Genomic DNA, 17084 nt, shown 5'->3' on the forward strand with positions numbered 1-17084 from the left:
TCAGCTCTCCTGGGTCTCAGTCGAAGGAGCAGACTCGGCGGCCACCGGCGAACCAGCCTCGGCCGAAGCCGGGGCGTCGGCGCCACGAGTGCCACGGCTCGGACGGTCGCCGCCACGAGTCGGGCGGTCGCCACCACGGGACGGACGGCCGCTGCGGCCGGGAACGCCGGCGCGGGCAGCCTGCTGGGCCTGGCGCTCGGCCTTGGTGCCGGCGACCTCGCCCTTGTAGATCCACACCTTGACGCCGATACGGCCGAAGGTGGTGCGGGCCTCGTAGAAGCCGTAGTCGATGTCGGCACGCAGCGTGTGCAGCGGGACGCGACCCTCGCGGTAGAACTCGGTGCGGGACATCTCGGCGCCGTTGAGGCGGCCGGAGCACTGGATCCGGATGCCCTTGGCACCGGAACGCATCGAGGTCTGCATGGCCTTGCGCATCGCACGACGGAACTGGACACGGCCGGACAGCTGCTCGGCAACGCCCTGGGCAACGAGCTGAGCGTCGATCTCGGGGTTCTTGACCTCGAGGATGTTCAGCTGGACCTGCTTGCCGGTGAGCTTCTCGAGCTCGCCGCGGATGCGGTCGGCCTCGGCGCCACGGCGACCAATGACGATGCCGGGACGCGCGGTGTGGATGTCCACACGAACGCGGTCACGGGTGCGCTCGATCTCGACCTTGGCGATGCCGGCCCGCTCCATGCCCTTGGAGAGCAGCTTGCGGATCGCGACGTCCTCGCCGACGTACGCCTTGTAGAGCTTGTCGGCGTACCAACGCGACTTGTGGTCGGTGGAGATACCGAGGCGGAAGCCGTTCGGGTTGATCTTCTGACCCATTACTTCACCTTCTTTGCGGCCGGCGCGACGACCAGCGTGATGTGGCTGGTGCGCTTGTTGATCCGGGTAGCCCGGCCCTGCGCACGCGGACGCCACCGCTTCATGGTCGGACCCTCGTCGACGATGCCGGCGGAGACGATCAGGTCGGCAGCGTTGAGACCCTCAGTGGTCTCCGCGTTGGCGACGGCGCTCTCCAGCACCTTGTAGACGGTCTCGGCCGCAGCCTGCGGCGCGAACTGCAGGGTGGTCAGCGCCTCGTCCACGGGCAGGCCGCGGACCAGGTCGACGACCCGGCGGGCCTTCATCGGGGTGATGCGCTGGTAGCGGGCGACCGCGAAGGCACCCGGCTGGTCACCCAGCAGGCGCTCGCGACGGTGGCTCGACTTGTTGCGCTCGGTCGTGGTCATCGACGGCGCCCCTTCCGGTCTTCCTTGACGTGACCCTTGTAGGTACGGGTCGGCGCGAACTCGCCGAGCTTGTGACCGACCATCGAGTCGGACACGAAGACCGGGATGTGCTTGCGGCCGTCGTGGACGGCAATGGTGTGACCGATCATCGACGGGATGATCATCGACCGACGCGACCAGGTCTTGATGACGTTGTGAGTGCCCTTCTCGTTCTCGGCGTCCACCTTCTTGAGGAGGTGGCCGTCGATGAAGGGACCCTTCTTCAGGCTGCGAGGCATGTCAGTTACTTCCTACCCTTGCCGGACTTGCGACGACGGATGATCTGGGCGTCGGAGGCCTTGCGCTTGCGCGTGCGCCCCTCGGGCTTGCCCCACGGGCTGACGGGGTGGCGACCACCGGACGTCTTGCCCTCACCACCACCGTGCGGGTGGTCGACCGGGTTCATGACGACACCGCGGACGGTCGGGCGAACGCCCTTCCACCGCATGCGGCCGGCCTTGCCCCAGTTGATGTTCGACTGCTCGGCGTTGCCGACCTCGCCGATCGTGGCGCGGCAGCGGACGTCGACGAACCGCATCTCGCCGGACGGCAGGCGCAGCGTGGCGCGGCTGCCCTCACGGGCGACGAGCTGGGCGCTGTTGCCGGCCGAGCGGGCCATCTTGGCGCCGCCACCCGGACGAAGCTCCACGCAGTGGATCGTCGAACCGACGGGGATGTTGCGCAGCGGCAGGTTGTTGCCCGGCTTGATGTCGGCGTTGACGCCCGACTCGATGACCGTGCCCTGCTCGATGCCCTTCGGCGCGATGATGTACCGCTTCTCGCCGTCGGCGTAGTGCAGGAGCGCGATGCGCGCGGTGCGGTTGGGGTCGTACTCGATGTGAGCGACCTTGGCCGGCACGCCGTCCTTGTCGTAACGACGGAAGTCGATGATGCGGTAGGCGCGCTTGTGGCCACCACCGATGTGGCGGGTGGTGATGCGGCCCTGGTTGTTGCGGCCACCGGTCTTCGGGAGCGGACGCGTCAGCGACTTCTCCGGGGTGGTCCGGGTGATCTCGACGAAGTCGGCCACCGAGGAGCCACGACGGCCCGGGGTGGTCGGCTTGTACTTGCGAATAGCCATCAGGCCTGACCTCCGAAGATGTCGATGCGGTGACCCTCGGCCAGGCTGACGATCGCGCGCTTGGTGTCCTTGCGCTTGCCAAGACCGTTCTTGGTACGACGGGTCTTGCCGTTGCGGTTCATCGTGTTGACCGAGGTCACCTTGACGTTGAAGACCTTCTCGATCGCGATCTTGATCTCGGTCTTGTTCGCGTCCGGGCGCACCAGGAAGGTGTACTTGTTCGCGTCGAGGAGCGAGTAGCTCTTCTCGGACACGACCGGTGCGATCAGGATGTCGCGGTGGTCCTTGTGCAGGGTGCTCATCAGTTGCTCTCCTCAGCCTTCGGAGCCTTCTTGCCGGCCTCCACGAAGCCCGCGGCGATGGCGTCCTCGGCGGTCTTGAACCAGAACTCGGCGACGGTGGCGTCGTACCAGCGGCCGCCCGGGCAGTGGAACTTGCCGGAGTCGGCGTTGCCCTTGACGTCGTAGCCCTCGGGCGCGGAGCCGTCGGCGAGCGGCGCGACAGCGCCGGCCGGCAGGTCAGCAGCAGCCTCGGCAGCCGGAGCGGCCTCGACCAGCTTGGCGGCCTTGGCAGCCTTCGCCGGCTTCGCGGCCTTCGCCTCGGCGGGTGCGCCGCCGATGAAGGCGTCGTACGCGGCCTTGGAGAAGACCAGGTCGTCGGAGGCGAGGACGTCGTAGGTGTTGAGCTGGTCGACGGCCACGAGGTGGACCTCGGGCGCGTTGCGCAGCGAGAGCCAGGTGACGGTGTCGTTGCGCTCGAGCACGACGAGGAACTTGCGACGCGTGGTCAGCTCGAACAGAGCGGACAGCGCGGACTTGGTGGACGGCTTGTCGCCACCCACCAGCGAGTCGACGACGTGGATCCGCTCGTTGCGGGCCCGGTCGGAGAGGGCACCGCGCAGGGCGGCGGCCTTCATCTTCTTGGGGGTGCGCTGGCTGTAGTCACGCGGCTGCGGGCCGTGGACGACGCCACCGCCGGCGAACTGCGGCGCACGGGTCGAGCCCTGGCGGGCGCGGCCGGTGCCCTTCTGCTTGTAGGGCTTGCGGCCACCACCGCGCACGTCGGCGCGGGTCTTGGTGGCGTGCGTGCCCTGACGCGCAGCAGCCTGCTGGGCGACGACGACCTGGTGGATCAGCGGGACGTTGAGCTCGACGTCGAAGATCTCGGCCGGGAACTCAACGGCAACAGTCTTGGTAGCCATGGTGATCAGCCCTTCTTCGCAGCCGTGCGGAGGACGATGACGCCACCCTTGGGGCCGGGAACGGCGCCCTTGATGAGGATCAGGCCCTTCTCGACGTCGACCGCGTGCACGGTGACGTTCTGGGTGGTCACGGTGTCCGAACCCATGCGACCGGCCATCCGCATGCCCTTGAAGACGCGACCGGGGGTCGCGCAGGCGCCGATGGAACCCGGCTTGCGGTGGTTGCGGTGCGCACCGTGGGAGGCGCTCACGCCGGCGAAGCCGTGACGCTTCATGACACCGGCGAAGCCCTTGCCCTTGCTCGTGCCGGTGACGTCGATGACCTCGCCGACCTCGAACAGGTCGACGGGGAGCTCCTGGCCGATGGCGTACGTCGACGCGTCGGCGGTGCGGATCTCGACGAGGTGGCGGCGCGGGGTCACGCCAGCCTTGGCGAAGTGGCCGGTCTGCGGCTTGTTGACCTTGCGGCCCTCGATCTCGCCGAAGCCGATCTGGATGGCGTTGTAGCCGTCCGGCTCGGGCTGGCGAACCTGGGTGACCACGTTGGTCGGAGCGGCGACGACGGTCACCGGGATGACCCGGTTGTTCTCGTCCCAGACCTGGGTCATGCCGAGCTTGGTCGCAACCAGGCCCTTGACGTTACGTTCGAAAGTCATGTCGATCTACCTCAAACCCTCAGAGCTTGATCTCGATGTCGACACCGGCCGGGAGGTCGAGACGCATGAGCGAGTCAACCGTCTTCGGCGTGGGGTCGATGATGTCGATGAGGCGCTTGTGCGTCCGCATCTCGAAGTGCTCGCGCGAGTCCTTGTACTTGTGGGGCGAGCGGATGACACAGAAGACGTTCTTCTCGGTCGGCAGCGGCACGGGGCCGGCGACCTTCGCACCCGTACGGGTGACCGTGTCAACGATCTTGCGCGCCGAGGTGTCGATCACCTCGTGGTCATAGGCCTTGAGCCTGATGCGGATCTTCTGTCCCGCCATAGGTCTCTCTCGTCCTTACTCGTCGTACAACCGGAACTTGTGGGGCTCTCTCCGACCCCCGAGGTCGGGCGTGTCGCGCTAGCGACAAGCTCAAGAGCGTGGATCAGAGGGAACTTCTTGTTGCGTCCGAACCGGTCTCCCTGTGATGCGGCACAGCACAACCACCGCACACGCCCACGGCGACGACGAACGTCGCACCAGAGACACGATTCAGTAGTCAAGATGTTCCGCACCCCGGCAAACCCGCCGGAGCAACCTGGATATCTTGGCAGAGATCTCAAGGCCCGACCAAATCGCTGGATAGGTTTGCCCCGGGGCTGGGTAGGTTCGTCGCCGTGACCGACCTGCAGACCGCCGACGGCCCCCTCACCAGCGACGAGATCGCGCGCGCCACCGAGCTGATCGGGAACGTCAGCGCGAGCTTCGCGAGCCGCGTCGTCGGTCAGGAGAAGGTGCGCACCGCCCTCCTGGTCACGCTGCTGTCGGAGGGCCACATCCTCCTCGAGAGCGTTCCCGGCCTGGCCAAGACGCTGGCCGCCTCCACGCTCGCGCGGTCGGTCAACGCCCACTTCTCCCGGATCCAGTGCACGCCCGACCTGCTCCCGAGCGACATCATCGGCACCCAGGTCTACGACCCCCGCCGGCACGAGTTCGAGACCCAGCTGGGCCCGGTGCACGCGAACTTCGTGCTGCTCGACGAGATCAACCGGGCCAGCGCCAAGACGCAGTCGGCGTTGCTGGAGGCGATGCAGGAGCGGCAGACCTCGATCGCGGGCACGGTCCACCCGCTGCCCGAGCCGTTCATGGTGCTGGCCACCCAGAACCCCATCGAGGAGGAGGGCACCTACGTCCTCCCCCAGGCCCAGATGGACCGATTCCTGATCAAGGAGATCGTCGACTACCCCTCGGAGTCCGAGGAGCTGCAGGTCTTGGACCGCTTCGACGACGGCACCCTGGGTCAGCACATGACCCAGCTGCGACCGGCGATCACCACCGAGGAGGTCGCCGACCTCCAGAACCTCGCCCGCCGGGTGTACGTCGACCCGGCGATCAAGCGTTACGTCATCACCGTCATCCGTGCGACCCGCAACGCCACCGCGCTGCTCGGTCCCGAGATGGGTGACTACGTCGAGATCGGCGCGAGCCCACGCGGCTCGATCGCGTTCTTCCAGGCGGCCCGCGCCATGGCGCTCGTGCAGGGGCGCCACTACGTGATCCCCGAGGACGTGCGCGAGCTGCGGCACGGCGTACTCCGCCACCGGCTGCACCTCAGCTTCGAGGCGCTGGCCGACCGCGTGGCGCCCGAGACGATCATCGACGCGCTGTTCCGCGCCGTCCCCACGCCCTGACGTCCCTTCCATGACCCATCTCCAGAAGGTCCGCGCGCGGGTCTCGATCCATGCGCACCGCAAGGTGCTCGGACTGCTCGAGGGCGAGTACGCCGCGGCGCAGATCGGCCGCGGCATGGACTTCAACGACCTGCGCGAGTACGTCCGTGGCGACGACGTGAAGGACATCGACTGGAAGGCCTCGGCCCGCGGACGCCAGCTCCTGGTCAAGCGGTACGTCGCGGAGCGCAAGCACACCGTCCTCCTCTGCGTCTCCACCGGGCGCTCGATGGCCGCGCTGAACGAGCTCGACCAGGGCCATGCCGTGCCCAAGCGGGACCTCGCGGTGTTCACGGCCGGCATGCTGGGCTACCTCGCCGTGCGTCACGGCGACCTGGTCTCGCTCATCCACGGCGACTCGACCGGCAAGCACTCCCTGCCGCGCGAGTCCAGCGAGATCCACCTCGAGCGCCTGCTCACCGCCATCCACGACTCGACGACGCCGTCGTCCGGCGCCAGCGACCTCGTCGGGCTGCTGCACTACATCGCACGCGTCGTACGCCGGCGCACCATCCTGGCCGTGATCAGCGACGAGACCGCCGTGTCGAAGCCGCTCGCCGACGTGCTGCGCCGGCTGGCCGTCCAGCACGAGATCCTCTTCGTCACCATCGGCGACCTCGACCCGACCGGCGCGCCGGCGGACGCGTCCCTCTACGACATCGACGAGGCGGCCGAGGTCCCGTCGTGGCTGCGCCGCGACCGGCGCCTGCGTCGCCAGTACGCCGCGTTGGTGGGCGCCGAGGAGGTCGGGCTGCGGCGCCGACTGGACCAGCTCGGCATCGTCCACGAGCGCGTGCGCGACATCGACGGCGCGATCACCGCTGTCTTCCGGCTCCTGGAGAGGCATCGACATGCTCGCCGTCGCTGACCTGCTCCCGCTCACGGTCGACCTGCCCAAGGAGTTCCGCGGGCCGTTCGACTACTCCGGCCGCTGGGTGTGGCTCGCACTCGGAGCGCTAGCCCTGGTGGCCCTCTACTACGCCCTCGCGCTGTGGTTCACCCGCACGCCGCCCCCGCCTCCTCCCCCGCCCGTGCCGTTGCCGCCCGACACCCGCTCCAGGCACCTGGCCCGCATCGATGCCATCGAGGCCTCGGTCCGGGAGGGCCGGACCTCGCTGCGCGAGGGTCACCAGCAGCTGAGCGAGGTCGTCCGCTCGTACGTCGAGGAGATCACCCCGCTCTCCGCGACGAGGATGACGCTCGCCGACTTCCGGCTCCGCGCGCCACGCCCGCTGACCCAGATCATCGAGGTCGTCTACCCGCCCGAGTTCGCACCCGACGGCGAGGCCCAGCCGGCCGAGCGGTTCGCCGAGGCGCTGCGACAGGCACGAGGCCTGGTGTCGACATGGCGTCGCTGAGCCTGCACTGGCCCTGGCTGAGCATCGGGCTGGCGGTCGCGCTCATCGCCCTCCTGGTGCGGTGGACCAGGACGCGAGGCGGACGGCCCGCCGGCGAGGCGGCGTACGTCGCCCACGCCGCGCGATTGCGCGCCCTCCCCCGCTACCGCGCACTGCTGCGCCGCCGGATCGCGCTCGGCGCGGCGATCAGCATCGCGGCGCTCATCGCGTGCACCGGCGCGATCCTGCTGGCCGGACGCCACCAGGAGACGCGCACCATCGACCAGGACGAGAGCTCGCGCGACATCATGCTGTGCCTGGACTCCTCCGGCTCGATGATCACCATCGACAGCGAGGTCCTCGCGCAGTTCCAGCAGATCGTGCAGGGTCTCAAGGGAGACCGGGTCGGCCTGACCATCTGGAGCGGGAGCGCCGTGACGGTCTTCCCCCTGACCGACGACTACGACTTCATCCTCGACCAGCTCGCGCAGGCCCAGGACGCGTTCTCGAGCCCGGACACGATCTCCGACACCTACCTCCGGTTCACGTCCGGGACGATCGTCGACTCCCACGTGCAGTCGCAGGCCGGCGACGGCCTCGCCTCCTGTGTCCAGCGCTTCGACCGGTCCAGCGAGCACCGCTCGCGAGCGATCGTGCTGGCCACCGACAACGAGCCCTACGGCAAGGGCGTCTTCACGCTCCCCCAGGCGGGCGCCTACGCCAAGGAGCACCACATCGTCGTGCATGGCATCGCCGCCCCGACGACCGCGAGCCGCCCCAACGCCCTCGATGAGTTCCAGCGATCGGTCCAGGTCACCGGCGGCACGTTCTCCCTCCTGGGGGCGGACGGGAGCGTGGCGACGGTCGTCGACTCGATCGAACGCCTCGAGGCGACCCGGATCAAGAAGCCGCCGCTGCTGCAGACGATCGACCAGCCGCACCTCGGCACCGTCATCACCGGGATCGGCGTCGGCCTGCTCGTGGTCGTCTGGCTGGTCGAGGGCCTGCTCGTGCTGATCGACCGGGACGAGGTGGACGCATGATCATCGCCCGCCGGATCGCGATCGTGATCGCCCTGATCCTGGTCCTCGCCGATCCTGGCTTCGGCTCCGCCAAGGTGCCCTCGAAGGTCGCCGACCTCCAGCTGCTGGTCGTGGTCGACCGGACACGGTCGATGTCCGCGCTCGACGGCGAAGGCGGCCAGCCGCGCATCACCGCGGTCCGCCACGACCTCAAGGCCTTGGCCGACGCGATGCCCGGAGCACGCTTCGCGCTGCTCACGTTCGGCTTCGACGCCCGGCTCGAGCTGCCCTTCACGACGGACGCGAACGCGTTCCTGGCCGAGGCCGACACCCTCACGCTGGAACGCCCGACCGCCGGCATCGGATCGATGCTCGACAAGCCCAAGACCGAGATGATCCAGGTCCTCCAGGCCGCGCACGAGCAGTACCCGACACGCCGCCAGCTGGTCGTCTTCATCAGCGACGGCGAGCAGACCGGCACCCAGACCGCGCCGCCGACCATGCAGGAGGTCGGGTCGTACGTCGACGGCGGCGTCGTCCTCGGCTACGGCACCAAGGCCGGCGGCCCGATGCCGATGGCCGAGGACCTCAGCCGCTCGCAGGGCTACCTCATCGACCCGACCACGCACCGGACCGCCGTGTCCCACGAGGACCCCGAGACGCTCAAGACGCTCGCCGGCCAGCTCGGCGTCCCGTTCGTCCAGCGCGGCGCCCCGGGCGGCATGGACCGGATCGCTGCCGACCTCAAGAAGGGTTCGGTGGCTGTCGCCGGCGGTCCCCCGGGCACCCATGCGCACGACCTGACCTGGCTGTTCGGGCTGATCCTGCTCGGCCTGGTCCTGCTCGAGCTGCGCGACGGCTGGCGGATGTGGTGGAGGTCGGAGCGATGACCCGTCAAAGGCTCCGTGGCTACCTTCTGATCGGCGGGGTGCTGCCGCTGGTCCTGGTGCTCTGCTTCGCCGTGCTGGTCGGTCGGATGCTGGTGCTCCAGCAGTCCGCCGACCGGGCGTACGCCGAGGGCCGGCAGCCTGCCGCCATCGACCGCTACCACTCGGCGGGCCGCTACCTCCCGTTCGAGAGCTGGATCGCCCTCTTCGACGTCGGCACCTCCCACCACGCGGCGGGCGAGTACCCGGCGGCCATCAGCGCCTACGAGGCCGCGCTGCGGGCCGGCGTACCGAAGCAGCACGAGTGCGAGGTGCGCACCGATCTCGCGCTGGCGCACGAGGCGACCGGGGACGCGGCGGGCCAGCAGAAGAAGTACGACGACGCCGACAAGTCCTATCGCGCGGGCATCAAGGTCCTGGAGGACACCGACTGCGACCAGCGGAGCAAGGACGCCAAGACCGTCGACATCCGGCTGCACCAGAAGCTCGAGCGCAACCAGCAGCAGAAGCAGAAGCAGCAGCACAAGAAGAAGCCCGACAAGAAGCAGCAACAGCAGCAGGACAAGCAGAAGCGCGAGCAGAAGAAGCGCGAGCAGAAGCTCCAGCAGCAGAACCAGCAGGGCGCCAAGGAGCGGAAGAAGGAGCAGCAGGACCAGGAGGGCTTCGGCTACCAGCCGGCCTGGTGAGCCGAGTCGTCCCACGGCAAAGGGCCGCAGTCGTTGTCGACTGCGGCCCTTGCCGTTGGCGACGACCCGATGGTCGTCGGTGACGCCTCGGCTGGATCAGAAGTCCATGCCGCCCATGCCGCCCATGTCACCGCCGCCGGCAGGCGCGGACGCCTTCTCCGGCTTGTCGGCCACGACGGCCTCGGTGGTGAGGAACAGCGCGGCGATCGACGCGGCGTTCTGCAGCGCCGAGCGGGTGACCTTGGCCGGGTCGATGATGCCGTTGGCCAGCATGTCGACGTACTCGCCGGTGGCCGCGTTGAGGCCCTGGCCGGCGGGCAGGTTGGCGACCTTCTCCGCGACGACGCCGCCCTCGAGGCCGGCGTTGATGGCGATCTGCTTGAGCGGGGCGGTCAGCGCGACCTTGACGATGTTCGCGCCGGTGGCCTCGTCGCCCTCGAGCTCGAGCTTGTCGAACGCGACCGCGCCGGCCTGGACCAGCGCGACACCGCCACCGGGGAGGATGCCCTCCTCGACGGCCGCCTTCGCGTTGCGGACGGCGTCCTCGATGCGGTGCTTGCGCTCCTTGAGCTCGACCTCGGTGGCCGCGCCGACCTTGATGACGGCCACGCCGCCGGCCAGCTTGGCGAGGCGCTCCTGGAGCTTCTCGCGGTCGTAGTCGGAGTCCGACTTCTCGATCTCGGCGCGGATCTGGTTGACCCGGCCCTCGATCTGGGCAGCGTCGCCGTTGCCCTCCACGATGGTGGTCTCGTCCTTGGTGATGACGACCTTGCGCGCCTGGCCGAGCAGCTCGAGACCAGCGGTCTCCAGCTTGAGGCCGACCTCCTCGGAGACGACCTGGCCACCGGTGAGGATGGCGATGTCCTGGAGCATGGCCTTGCGGCGGTCACCGAAGCCCGGGGCCTTGACGGCGACGGACTTGAAGGTGCCACGGATCTTGTTCACGACCAGGGTCGACAGCGCCTCGCCGTCGACGTCCTCGGCGATGATGACCAGCGGCTTGCCGGACTGCATGACCTTCTCGAGCAGCGGCAGCAGGTCCTTGACGTTGCTGACCTTGGAGTTGGCGATGAGGACGTAGGGGTCCTCCAGCACGGTCTCCATGCGCTCGGGGTCGGTGACGAAGTAGGCCGAGATGTAGCCCTTGTCGAACCGCATGCCCTCGGTGAGCTCCAGGTCGATGCCGAACGTGTTCGACTCCTCGACCGTGATGACGCCCTCCTTGCCGACCTTGTCCATCGCCTCGGCGATGGCGTCACCGACGGTGGTGTCGCCACCGGCGGAGATGGTCGCGGTGGCCGCGATCTGGTCGCGGGTCTCGACGTCCTTGGCCTGGGCGAGCAGCTGCTCGGTCACGGCGGCCACGGCGGCCTCGATGCCGCGCTTGAGACCCATCGGGTTGGCGCCTGCGGCGACGTTGCGCAGACCCTCCTTGACGAGCGCCTGAGCAAGGACGGTCGCGGTCGTCGTGCCGTCACCGGCGACGTCGTCGGTCTTCTTCGCGACCTCCTTGACCAGCTCGGCGCCGATCTTCTCGTAGGGGTCCTCGAGCTCGATCTCCTTGGCGATGGAGACACCATCGTTGGTGATCGTGGGGGCGCCCCACTTCTTCTCGAGAACGACGTTGCGGCCCTTGGGGCCCAGGGTGACCTTGACGGCGTCGGCGAGGGTGTTCATACCCCGCTCGAGACCGCGACGGGCCTCCTCGTTGAAAGCAATGAGCTTCGGCATAGCCTGGCGATCCTTCGCTGGGAAGTTCGGTGGAAAAGTGGCACTCTCCTCATGAGAGTGCCAGCGTCATGTTTAGCACTCGACCCAAGCGAGTGCAAGGACGGGGTCACCGCTCGGCGACTTCGCCGCATTCGCCAGCAACCGCCGTCGCCACCACCTAGCCTGCCCTCATGCGAAGCCGCCTCCTCCGCTCCCTCCTGGCGACCTGCGTCGCGCTCGTGCTCGCGACCGGGATCGGCACCCGGGCCGACGCGGCGAACGGCTCGGCCACCGATGCCACCGGCGAGAACGCGTTCGAGAGCAGCAGTCGGTTGCCGGCGTACCTGGACATCCGCGCGGTCGTGGCGCGGTACGGCGACGCCCGCGCGATCATCCGCACCAACCTGGTCCAGGTCGGATCACGCACGCACGTGACCGCGTCCTTCCACCCCACTCACCGCAGCGGCGCCTGGGTCTACTACACGGTGACCGTGCAGCCCGGCCACGCCGCCCACCTGGTCAAGCACACCAGCACCGACAGCCGCTACTACGACGAGACGCGGGTGGCGTGTGGCGGCCTCCGGAAGGCGGTGGACACGGGCTGGCACGGCAGCATCACGGTCACGATCCCGTCGGCATGCCTGCGCGGTCACCTCACCGGGTCAGCCGAGCTCGACGCCATGTCCTGCGCGGTGACGCACTGCGTGGAGTACTACGAGGTGGCGGACACCGGGACGGGGCTCACGCTTCGCCGCGGATGAGGATCGTCGGCTCGTGGGTCACCGGGAAGGCGACGGACGCGGCGATGAAGCAGTTCTCGCTCGCCTCGTGATGGATGGCTCGCGCCACCTCGACCATCGAGGCATCCGCCACCGTGACCCGCGGCCGCAGCAGGACCGAGGTGAACCGGCCTCCCTGACCGACCTGCTCCATGGTACCGACCGGCTCGTCGTCGTACGCCGTCACGACGACGCCGTGGTTGACGGCCGAGTGGAGGTAGGACAGGAGGTGGCACTGGGCCAGGGCTGCCAGCAGCAGCTCCTCGGGGTTCCAGCGGCTCGCGTCCCCACGGAACGTCGGATCGGCGGAGCCCAGGAGGTCCGGCTTGCCGGCCGCGGTCACCAGGGCGTCGCGACCGTAGTCGCGGTAGCCGCTCGTCCCGCTCCCCCGGTTGCCCTGCCAGCTCAGGGCCAGGGCGTACCGGTGCTCGGTCACCGACTCAGGCGAGGATGCCGGCCGCGACGAAGGCGTCGTACGACGGCTTGATCGTGGCTGCCGGGCCGACCTGGCCGGAGATCGCGTCGAGCGTCTTCAGGCCGTGACCGGTGTTGATCACGACCGTCTCCAGCGACGGATCGAGCACGCCGGTCTCGACCAGCTTCTTGGTGACGGCGAGCGTGGTGCCACCGGCGGTCTCGGTGAAGATGCCCTCGGTGCGCGCGAGCAGCACGATGCCGTCGCGGATCTCGTCGTCGGTGACCTCCTCGACCGCACCGCCGGTGCGGCGGGTGATGTCGAGGACGTAGATGCCGTCGGCCGGGTTGCCGATCGCCAGCGACTTGGCGATGGTGTCGGGCTTGACCGGGCGGATCGCGTCGACGCCGGCCTTGTAGGCGGTCGAGACCGGGTTGCAGCCGGTGGCCTGGGCGCCGAAGACGCGGTAGGGCTTGTCCTCGACGAGACCGAGCTTGATGAGCTCCTGGAAGGCCTTGTCGACCTTGGTCAGCTGGGAGCCGGAGGCGACCGGGATGACGATCTGGTCGGGCAGCCGCCAGCCGAGCTGCTCGGCGATCTCATAGCCCAGGGTCTTGGAGCCCTCGGCGTAGTAGGGGCGGACGTTGACGTTGACGAACGCCCAGCCGTCCTCCTCGGCCGCGATCTCCTGGGCGAGCTTGTTGACGTCGTCGTAGTTGCCGTCGACGGCGACCAGCTTCTCGGTGAAGATCGCGGAGTTGACCTGCTTGGGCTGCTCGAGGTTGCTCGGGATGAAGACGACGGTGGGGATGCCGGCGCGCGCGCCAGCGGCCGCCACGGCATTGGCCAGGTTGCCGGTCGAGGGACAGGCGAAGACCTTCGCACCCAGCTCGGTCGCGGCCGAGAGGGCGCAGGCGACCACGCGATCCTTGAAGGAGTTGGTGGGGTTGGTCGAGTCGTCCTTGACCCAGATCTTCTCGATGCCGAGGGCCTTGCCGAGGTTCTTGGCCTCGAGCAGGCGGGTGAAGCCGGGCTCCATGTTGGGCGACTGCGCGATGTCGGTGGGCACGGGCAGCAACGCCTGGTAGCGCCAGATGTTGCGGGGCCCGGCCTCGATCTCCTCGCGGGTGATGGCCGGGAAGTCGTAGGCGATCTCGAGCGGACCGAAGCACTCCGGACACGCGTAGTGGGGGCCGAGCTCGATCTCGTGGCCGCACTCGCGGCAGCTCAGGGCGGTGGCGTTGCCGAACGCTCCGGCTCGCGGGGTGACAGTGGCGCTCATGGGGGTCCTCTCTCTCATCTGCCCTGACCGCCCGTGTGGCGGCCTGGCCGGAATTGGCACCGTTTCCACGACCAACGGTTCGGTTCGTGGCGGTTGCCGGGACGTCTCAGGGCCGTTCCCTCAGTCCCTCTGGATGAGCACGCTCAGGTTACGGGCAGCCCGCGGGCGTGACCGAATCGAGATTCCGGGATGCGGGACGGCTGTCCACATGTCGGGATCAGGCAGGGGCGGTGAGCCTCGCCCGGCGGGCGTCGACGGTGAAGGAGCGCAGCAGGTCCAGCACGCCACGGGGGCCCGGGACCACCAGATCGGAGACCGGGACGAGCGCGCCCTCCTCGTCCGAGCCTGAGCAGACCCGCAGCACGGCGAGCTCCTCGCTGGCCAGACGACCCAGCATGTCGAAGGCATCCATGTCGCCGAGGTCGTCGCCGGCGAACAGGAACCCGCGCGGCGAGAAGCGGTAGACGAGTCCCTCGACGACCAGGCCCTTGTCGGCGCCGGGCGATCGGATCTCGACGACGTTGCGGCCCGGCTCGACGGTGAGGCCGTACTTCTCGGCGAGCGCGAGCAGGGGCGGCAGGATCCGGTCGTACGCCGCACGCGGGTCGGCCATGCGCCGGGTGTGCACCGCGACGCCCAGGCCCTTGTCCTCGACGTAGGCGTCGGCGGCATCGTGCTTGCGCAGGACGCCGGGCAGCTCGCGGTCGAAGGAGGCCATGCCACGAGCCGGGCGCGGGGCGATGATGCGACGGTCGCGGGTGCTCCAGCGTTCGTTGCCGTACTGGCCGAACAGCAGCAGCTCCTTGCCGAGCGCGGAGATCCGCTCACCGACCTCGGCCAGGCCGCCGAGCTGCATCACCTGGCGGGCGGGCCGCCCGGTGATGATGGCGACCGCGGCGACCTCGGACGCCAGGTCGACGAGCACGTCGTGCGTGTCGGGGTGGATGAAGGCGCGGGTGGGGTCGTCGACGATGGGCGCGAGCGTGCCGTCGAAGTCGAGGCCGACCACGGTGCCCGCCGCGACCTGGACGAGCGCGGCGTACGCCTGTTCACCCTCGGGCGAGGAGAAGTCCACGCCCCCATCCCACCATTTCCAGGTGAGGACGGATCCTTCAGCCCAGCGGGCCGGTGAGGATCAGCGTCAGGTTGTGGGTGCTCATGTCGCTGTCGACGTCGGCCGGCATGACCCGCTGGACGCCGAGGTCGAGGGCCAGCTGCTTGGCGGCCGGACGCATCCCCTGGGGGAAGTACACCGTGGTCGCCGGGACCGTGCCGTACCAGTTGTCGGCGGTGACGAACTTCCAGCCGAGCTGGGCGACCTTGGCGCCGACCTGGCCGGCCAGGCCACTGGTGGAGGTGTTGTTGAAGACCACCACGCCGACCTTGCCGCGCACGACGACGTGCGGCTTCTTGGTGGGCTGCTCGGTCGGGGTCGCGGTCGCGGAGGCGCCACCTGTGGACGGCGTGGTGACCGTGGAGGTCGCCGACGGAGGCGTCGCCTGCGGAGTGACGTCCTTCTCCTTGGGCCCGTCACCCCGGGTGACGAAGAAGGTGATGGCGGCGAGCGCGACGGCGACGATCGAGAGGATGACGACCGGGGACGGGAGGACCGCTCCCCGCTCGGTGCGAGTCGAGCGCATGCTCAGATCTCGAAGCCGAGGCGGCGGGCCGAGCGCTGGCGCTGGCGCTGCGCGCGCAGGCGACGCAGGCGACGGACCAGCAGCGGGTCGGCCTCGAGTGCTTCCGGACGGTCGATCAGGGCGTTGAGCACCTGGTAGTAACGCGTCGAGCTCATGTCGAACTTCTCGCGGACCGCGGACTCCTTGGCGCCGGCGAACTTCCACCACTGGCGCTCGAACTCGAGGATCGCGCGGTCACGCTCGGTGAGGGCGTCGCCGAGGGCCAGCTCGGACTGCGTGCTCAGCTCGGCGTTCATGTCATCCACTGTAGACGGCGAATCACAACGATGTCATTCCCACGCCGGAACCCGAACACGGGTCCCGCAACACCAGTCACTAGAGTCACAGATGTGACGCAGAGCACCATCAAGTGGGGCATCCTGGCCCCCGGATCGATCGCCGCCAAGCTCGCCACCGACCTGCGCCTCGTGCCCGGCGCGGAGCTCGTCGCGGTCGCCTCGCGCACGCTCGCACGAGCCCAGGCCTTCATCGACGAGCACTCCCCCGGCGCTCACGCGTACGACGACTACGCAGCTCTCGTCGCCGATCCCGGGGTCGACGTGGTGTACGTCGCCTCGCCCCACTCGCTGCACGCCGAGCATGCCGGGCTCGCGCTGGCCGCGGGCAAGGCGGTGCTGTGCGAGAAGCCCCTGAGCCTGGACCGCGCGTCCGCGGCAGCGCTGATCGACCGGGCGGGCGACACCTTCCTGATGGAGGCCATGTGGGCCGCGTGCAACCCCGTCTGGCGCGACCTCGCCGCGCGCCTGCGGGCCGGTGACTTCGGTACGCCGCGCCAGCTGACCGCGGACTTCTCCTTCCTGGCCGCGGTCGGGCCGGAGCACCGCCTGCTCAACCCCGACCTCGGCGGCGGCGCGCTGCTCGACATCGGCATCTACCCGCTGACGTTCGCCCACCTGATGCTCGGCGAGGCGCTCGACCTCCGGGCGACCGGCTACACCGCGACCGCGGGCGCGGTCGACCTGGACGTCGCCATCGCCGGGCGCTACCCGGGCGACACCGTCGCGGCGCTGCGGACCAGCCTGACGTCGTACTCCTCGAACAGCGCGCTGATCGCCACCGACCAGGGCTGGATCACGATCGACGGCAGGTTCCACTCGCCCACCCACTTCACCTTCCACAAGGTGACCTACCGACACGACGAGGCGGAGCCGATCCGGTTCGAGCCGCCGACGCCGCTCATCGGCACCGGGCTGGGCAACGAGGTCGCGCACGTCGGCGACTGCCTGCGGCAGGGGCTCACCGAGTCGCCCTGGGTGCCGCACGCCCAGACCCTCACGATCCTGGGACAGATCGACGACCTGAAGCGCCAGCTCACGGCGGGTCGATAGGCTGACC

22 protein-coding genes and 1 riboswitch are annotated in these 17084 nt (G+C 69.2%); of the genes, 8 read left to right on the plus strand and 14 right to left on the minus strand.

The genetic code is table 11. The features are described from left to right. From rpsC to rpsJ, 8 genes are read right to left on the minus strand one after another with little or no spacing between them, the layout of a single operon-like run. A complete protein-coding gene (gene rpsC / locus ACYVJ3_RS01065) occupies positions 1-831 on the minus strand; it encodes a 30S ribosomal protein S3 (RefSeq protein WP_460850628.1) in 831 nt (276 codons plus the stop codon). After that, positions 831-1238, minus strand: coding sequence for a 50S ribosomal protein L22 (gene rplV / locus ACYVJ3_RS01070; protein WP_460850629.1), 408 nt, complete (start codon positions 1236-1238; stop codon positions 831-833). Before rplV ends, rpsC begins: the two co-directional genes overlap by 1 nt. Continuing rightward, positions 1235-1516 (minus strand): 30S ribosomal protein S19, encoded by a 282-nt coding sequence (gene rpsS, locus ACYVJ3_RS01075; RefSeq protein WP_460850630.1) that lies wholly within the window; start codon positions 1514-1516, stop codon positions 1235-1237. The genes rplV and rpsS overlap by 4 nt, the downstream gene beginning before the upstream one ends. A gap of 5 nt (positions 1517-1521) precedes the next feature. Then, positions 1522-2358, minus strand: coding sequence for a 50S ribosomal protein L2 (rplB, locus tag ACYVJ3_RS01080; RefSeq protein ID WP_460850631.1), 837 nt, complete (start codon positions 2356-2358; stop codon positions 1522-1524). Next, on the minus strand, positions 2358-2660 hold the full coding sequence (gene rplW / locus ACYVJ3_RS01085) for a 50S ribosomal protein L23 (RefSeq protein WP_460850632.1): 303 nt from the start codon (positions 2658-2660) through the stop codon (positions 2358-2360). The genes rplB and rplW overlap by 1 nt, the downstream gene beginning before the upstream one ends. Further along, a complete protein-coding gene (gene rplD / locus ACYVJ3_RS01090) occupies positions 2660-3559 on the minus strand; it encodes a 50S ribosomal protein L4, sunset domain variant (RefSeq protein WP_460850633.1) in 900 nt (299 codons plus the stop codon). Before rplD ends, rplW begins: the two co-directional genes overlap by 1 nt. Before the next feature lie 5 nt (positions 3560-3564). Beyond that, the gene (gene rplC / locus ACYVJ3_RS01095; protein WP_460850634.1) at positions 3565-4215 is read right to left on the minus strand and encodes a 50S ribosomal protein L3; all 651 of its coding nucleotides are present in this window, start codon (positions 4213-4215) and stop codon (positions 3565-3567) included. A 19-nt stretch (positions 4216-4234) separates the two neighbouring features. Continuing rightward, complete coding sequence (gene rpsJ, locus ACYVJ3_RS01100; protein ID WP_007078637.1) at positions 4235-4543, minus strand: 30S ribosomal protein S10; 309 nt, start codon at positions 4541-4543, stop codon at positions 4235-4237. 335 nt (positions 4544-4878) lie between these two features. On the opposite strand from rpsJ, the gene ACYVJ3_RS01105 reads away from it, so the two are divergent. The 6 genes from ACYVJ3_RS01105 to ACYVJ3_RS01130 are packed head-to-tail and all read left to right on the plus strand — an operon-like array spanning position 4879 to position 9863. After that, complete coding sequence (locus tag ACYVJ3_RS01105) at positions 4879-5892, plus strand: AAA family ATPase (RefSeq protein WP_460850635.1); 1014 nt, start codon at positions 4879-4881, stop codon at positions 5890-5892. A 10-nt stretch (positions 5893-5902) separates the two neighbouring features. Beyond that, positions 5903-6799 carry a DUF58 domain-containing protein gene (locus tag ACYVJ3_RS01110; RefSeq protein WP_460850636.1) on the plus strand — a complete coding sequence of 299 codons (897 nt, stop codon included), beginning with the start codon at positions 5903-5905 and terminating at the stop codon, positions 6797-6799. Continuing rightward, a complete protein-coding gene (locus ACYVJ3_RS01115; RefSeq protein WP_460850637.1) occupies positions 6783-7289 on the plus strand; it encodes a hypothetical protein in 507 nt (168 codons plus the stop codon). The genes ACYVJ3_RS01110 and ACYVJ3_RS01115 overlap by 17 nt, the downstream gene beginning before the upstream one ends. Further along, a complete protein-coding gene (locus ACYVJ3_RS01120; protein WP_460850638.1) occupies positions 7277-8311 on the plus strand; it encodes a VWA domain-containing protein in 1035 nt (344 codons plus the stop codon). The genes ACYVJ3_RS01115 and ACYVJ3_RS01120 overlap by 13 nt, the downstream gene beginning before the upstream one ends. Further along, positions 8308-9180 carry a vWA domain-containing protein gene (locus tag ACYVJ3_RS01125; RefSeq protein ID WP_460850639.1) on the plus strand — a complete coding sequence of 291 codons (873 nt, stop codon included), beginning with the start codon at positions 8308-8310 and terminating at the stop codon, positions 9178-9180. Before ACYVJ3_RS01120 ends, ACYVJ3_RS01125 begins: the two co-directional genes overlap by 4 nt. Continuing rightward, positions 9177-9863, plus strand: a complete 687-nt coding sequence (locus tag ACYVJ3_RS01130; protein WP_460850640.1) for a hypothetical protein — start codon at positions 9177-9179, stop codon at positions 9861-9863. Before ACYVJ3_RS01125 ends, ACYVJ3_RS01130 begins: the two co-directional genes overlap by 4 nt. Positions 9864-9959: 96 nt before the next feature. Here the strand turns inward: ACYVJ3_RS01130 and groL are convergent, their stop codons facing one another. Next, complete coding sequence (gene groL, locus ACYVJ3_RS01135; RefSeq protein ID WP_460850641.1) at positions 9960-11594, minus strand: chaperonin GroEL; 1635 nt, start codon at positions 11592-11594, stop codon at positions 9960-9962. A gap of 170 nt (positions 11595-11764) precedes the next feature. Between groL and ACYVJ3_RS01140 the strand changes: the two genes are divergently transcribed. Next, positions 11765-12334 carry a hypothetical protein gene (locus ACYVJ3_RS01140; RefSeq protein ID WP_460850642.1) on the plus strand — a complete coding sequence of 190 codons (570 nt, stop codon included), beginning with the start codon at positions 11765-11767 and terminating at the stop codon, positions 12332-12334. Here ACYVJ3_RS01140 and ACYVJ3_RS01145 read toward each other — a convergent pair. From ACYVJ3_RS01145 to ACYVJ3_RS01165, 5 genes are all read right to left on the minus strand, one after another. Further along, on the minus strand, positions 12315-12788 hold the full coding sequence (locus tag ACYVJ3_RS01145) for an OsmC family protein (RefSeq protein WP_460850643.1): 474 nt from the start codon (positions 12786-12788) through the stop codon (positions 12315-12317). The two genes, ACYVJ3_RS01140 and ACYVJ3_RS01145, sit on opposite strands and share 20 nt — an antisense overlap. 4 nt (positions 12789-12792) lie before the next feature. Then, positions 12793-14049, minus strand: coding sequence for a threonine synthase (gene thrC / locus ACYVJ3_RS01150; protein ID WP_460850644.1), 1257 nt, complete (start codon positions 14047-14049; stop codon positions 12793-12795). A gap of 11 nt (positions 14050-14060) precedes the next feature. Further along, positions 14061-14189, minus strand: a riboswitch (SAM riboswitch). Positions 14190-14266: 77 nt separating this feature from the next. Next, a complete protein-coding gene (otsB, locus tag ACYVJ3_RS01155; protein WP_460850645.1) occupies positions 14267-15124 on the minus strand; it encodes a trehalose-phosphatase in 858 nt (285 codons plus the stop codon). A gap of 37 nt (positions 15125-15161) precedes the next feature. Further along, the gene (locus ACYVJ3_RS01160) at positions 15162-15689 is read right to left on the minus strand and encodes a LytR C-terminal domain-containing protein (protein WP_460850646.1); all 528 of its coding nucleotides are present in this window, start codon (positions 15687-15689) and stop codon (positions 15162-15164) included. Positions 15690-15691: 2 nt separating this feature from the next. Further along, positions 15692-15985: a DUF3263 domain-containing protein gene (locus ACYVJ3_RS01165; protein ID WP_460850647.1), complete on the minus strand. Its 294-nt coding sequence runs from the start codon at positions 15983-15985 to the stop codon at positions 15692-15694. A 93-nt stretch (positions 15986-16078) separates the two neighbouring features. Here ACYVJ3_RS01165 and ACYVJ3_RS01170 point away from each other — a divergent pair, with 93 nt between their 5' ends. Further along, positions 16079-17077 carry a Gfo/Idh/MocA family protein gene (locus ACYVJ3_RS01170; protein ID WP_460850649.1) on the plus strand — a complete coding sequence of 333 codons (999 nt, stop codon included), beginning with the start codon at positions 16079-16081 and terminating at the stop codon, positions 17075-17077. Positions 17078-17084: the final 7 nt, after the last annotated feature.

This window comes from Nocardioides montaniterrae (assembly GCF_054782655.1).

What these genes read in the sequence shown, in the direction of transcription:
- ACYVJ3_RS01160 (WP_460850646.1), bottom strand. Translation starts at nt 15,689, where the DNA reads ATGCGCTCGACTCGCACCGAGCGGGGAGCGGTCCTCCCGTCCCCGGTC.
- rplW (WP_460850632.1), bottom strand. Translation starts at nt 2,660, where the DNA reads ATGAGCACCCTGCACAAGGACCACCGCGACATCCTGATCGCACCGGTC.
- ACYVJ3_RS01165 (WP_460850647.1), bottom strand. Translation starts at nt 15,985, where the DNA reads ATGAACGCCGAGCTGAGCACGCAGTCCGAGCTGGCCCTCGGCGACGCC.
- rplB (WP_460850631.1), bottom strand. Translation starts at nt 2,358, where the DNA reads ATGGCTATTCGCAAGTACAAGCCGACCACCCCGGGCCGTCGTGGCTCC.
- rpsC (WP_460850628.1), bottom strand. Translation starts at nt 831, where the DNA reads ATGGGTCAGAAGATCAACCCGAACGGCTTCCGCCTCGGTATCTCCACC.
- ACYVJ3_RS01125 (WP_460850639.1), top strand. Translation starts at nt 8,308, where the DNA reads ATGATCATCGCCCGCCGGATCGCGATCGTGATCGCCCTGATCCTGGTC.
- ACYVJ3_RS01140 (WP_460850642.1), top strand. Translation starts at nt 11,765, where the DNA reads ATGCGAAGCCGCCTCCTCCGCTCCCTCCTGGCGACCTGCGTCGCGCTC.
- ACYVJ3_RS01130 (WP_460850640.1), top strand. Translation starts at nt 9,177, where the DNA reads ATGACCCGTCAAAGGCTCCGTGGCTACCTTCTGATCGGCGGGGTGCTG.
- rpsS (WP_460850630.1), bottom strand. Translation starts at nt 1,516, where the DNA reads ATGCCTCGCAGCCTGAAGAAGGGTCCCTTCATCGACGGCCACCTCCTC.
- rplC (WP_460850634.1), bottom strand. Translation starts at nt 4,215, where the DNA reads ATGACTTTCGAACGTAACGTCAAGGGCCTGGTTGCGACCAAGCTCGGC.
- rplV (WP_460850629.1), bottom strand. Translation starts at nt 1,238, where the DNA reads ATGACCACGACCGAGCGCAACAAGTCGAGCCACCGTCGCGAGCGCCTG.
- rplD (WP_460850633.1), bottom strand. Translation starts at nt 3,559, where the DNA reads ATGGCTACCAAGACTGTTGCCGTTGAGTTCCCGGCCGAGATCTTCGAC.
- groL (WP_460850641.1), bottom strand. Translation starts at nt 11,594, where the DNA reads ATGCCGAAGCTCATTGCTTTCAACGAGGAGGCCCGTCGCGGTCTCGAG.
- thrC (WP_460850644.1), bottom strand. Translation starts at nt 14,049, where the DNA reads ATGAGCGCCACTGTCACCCCGCGAGCCGGAGCGTTCGGCAACGCCACC.
- ACYVJ3_RS01110 (WP_460850636.1), top strand. Translation starts at nt 5,903, where the DNA reads ATGACCCATCTCCAGAAGGTCCGCGCGCGGGTCTCGATCCATGCGCAC.
- ACYVJ3_RS01120 (WP_460850638.1), top strand. Translation starts at nt 7,277, where the DNA reads ATGGCGTCGCTGAGCCTGCACTGGCCCTGGCTGAGCATCGGGCTGGCG.
- ACYVJ3_RS01115 (WP_460850637.1), top strand. Translation starts at nt 6,783, where the DNA reads ATGCTCGCCGTCGCTGACCTGCTCCCGCTCACGGTCGACCTGCCCAAG.
- rpsJ (WP_007078637.1), bottom strand. Translation starts at nt 4,543, where the DNA reads ATGGCGGGACAGAAGATCCGCATCAGGCTCAAGGCCTATGACCACGAG.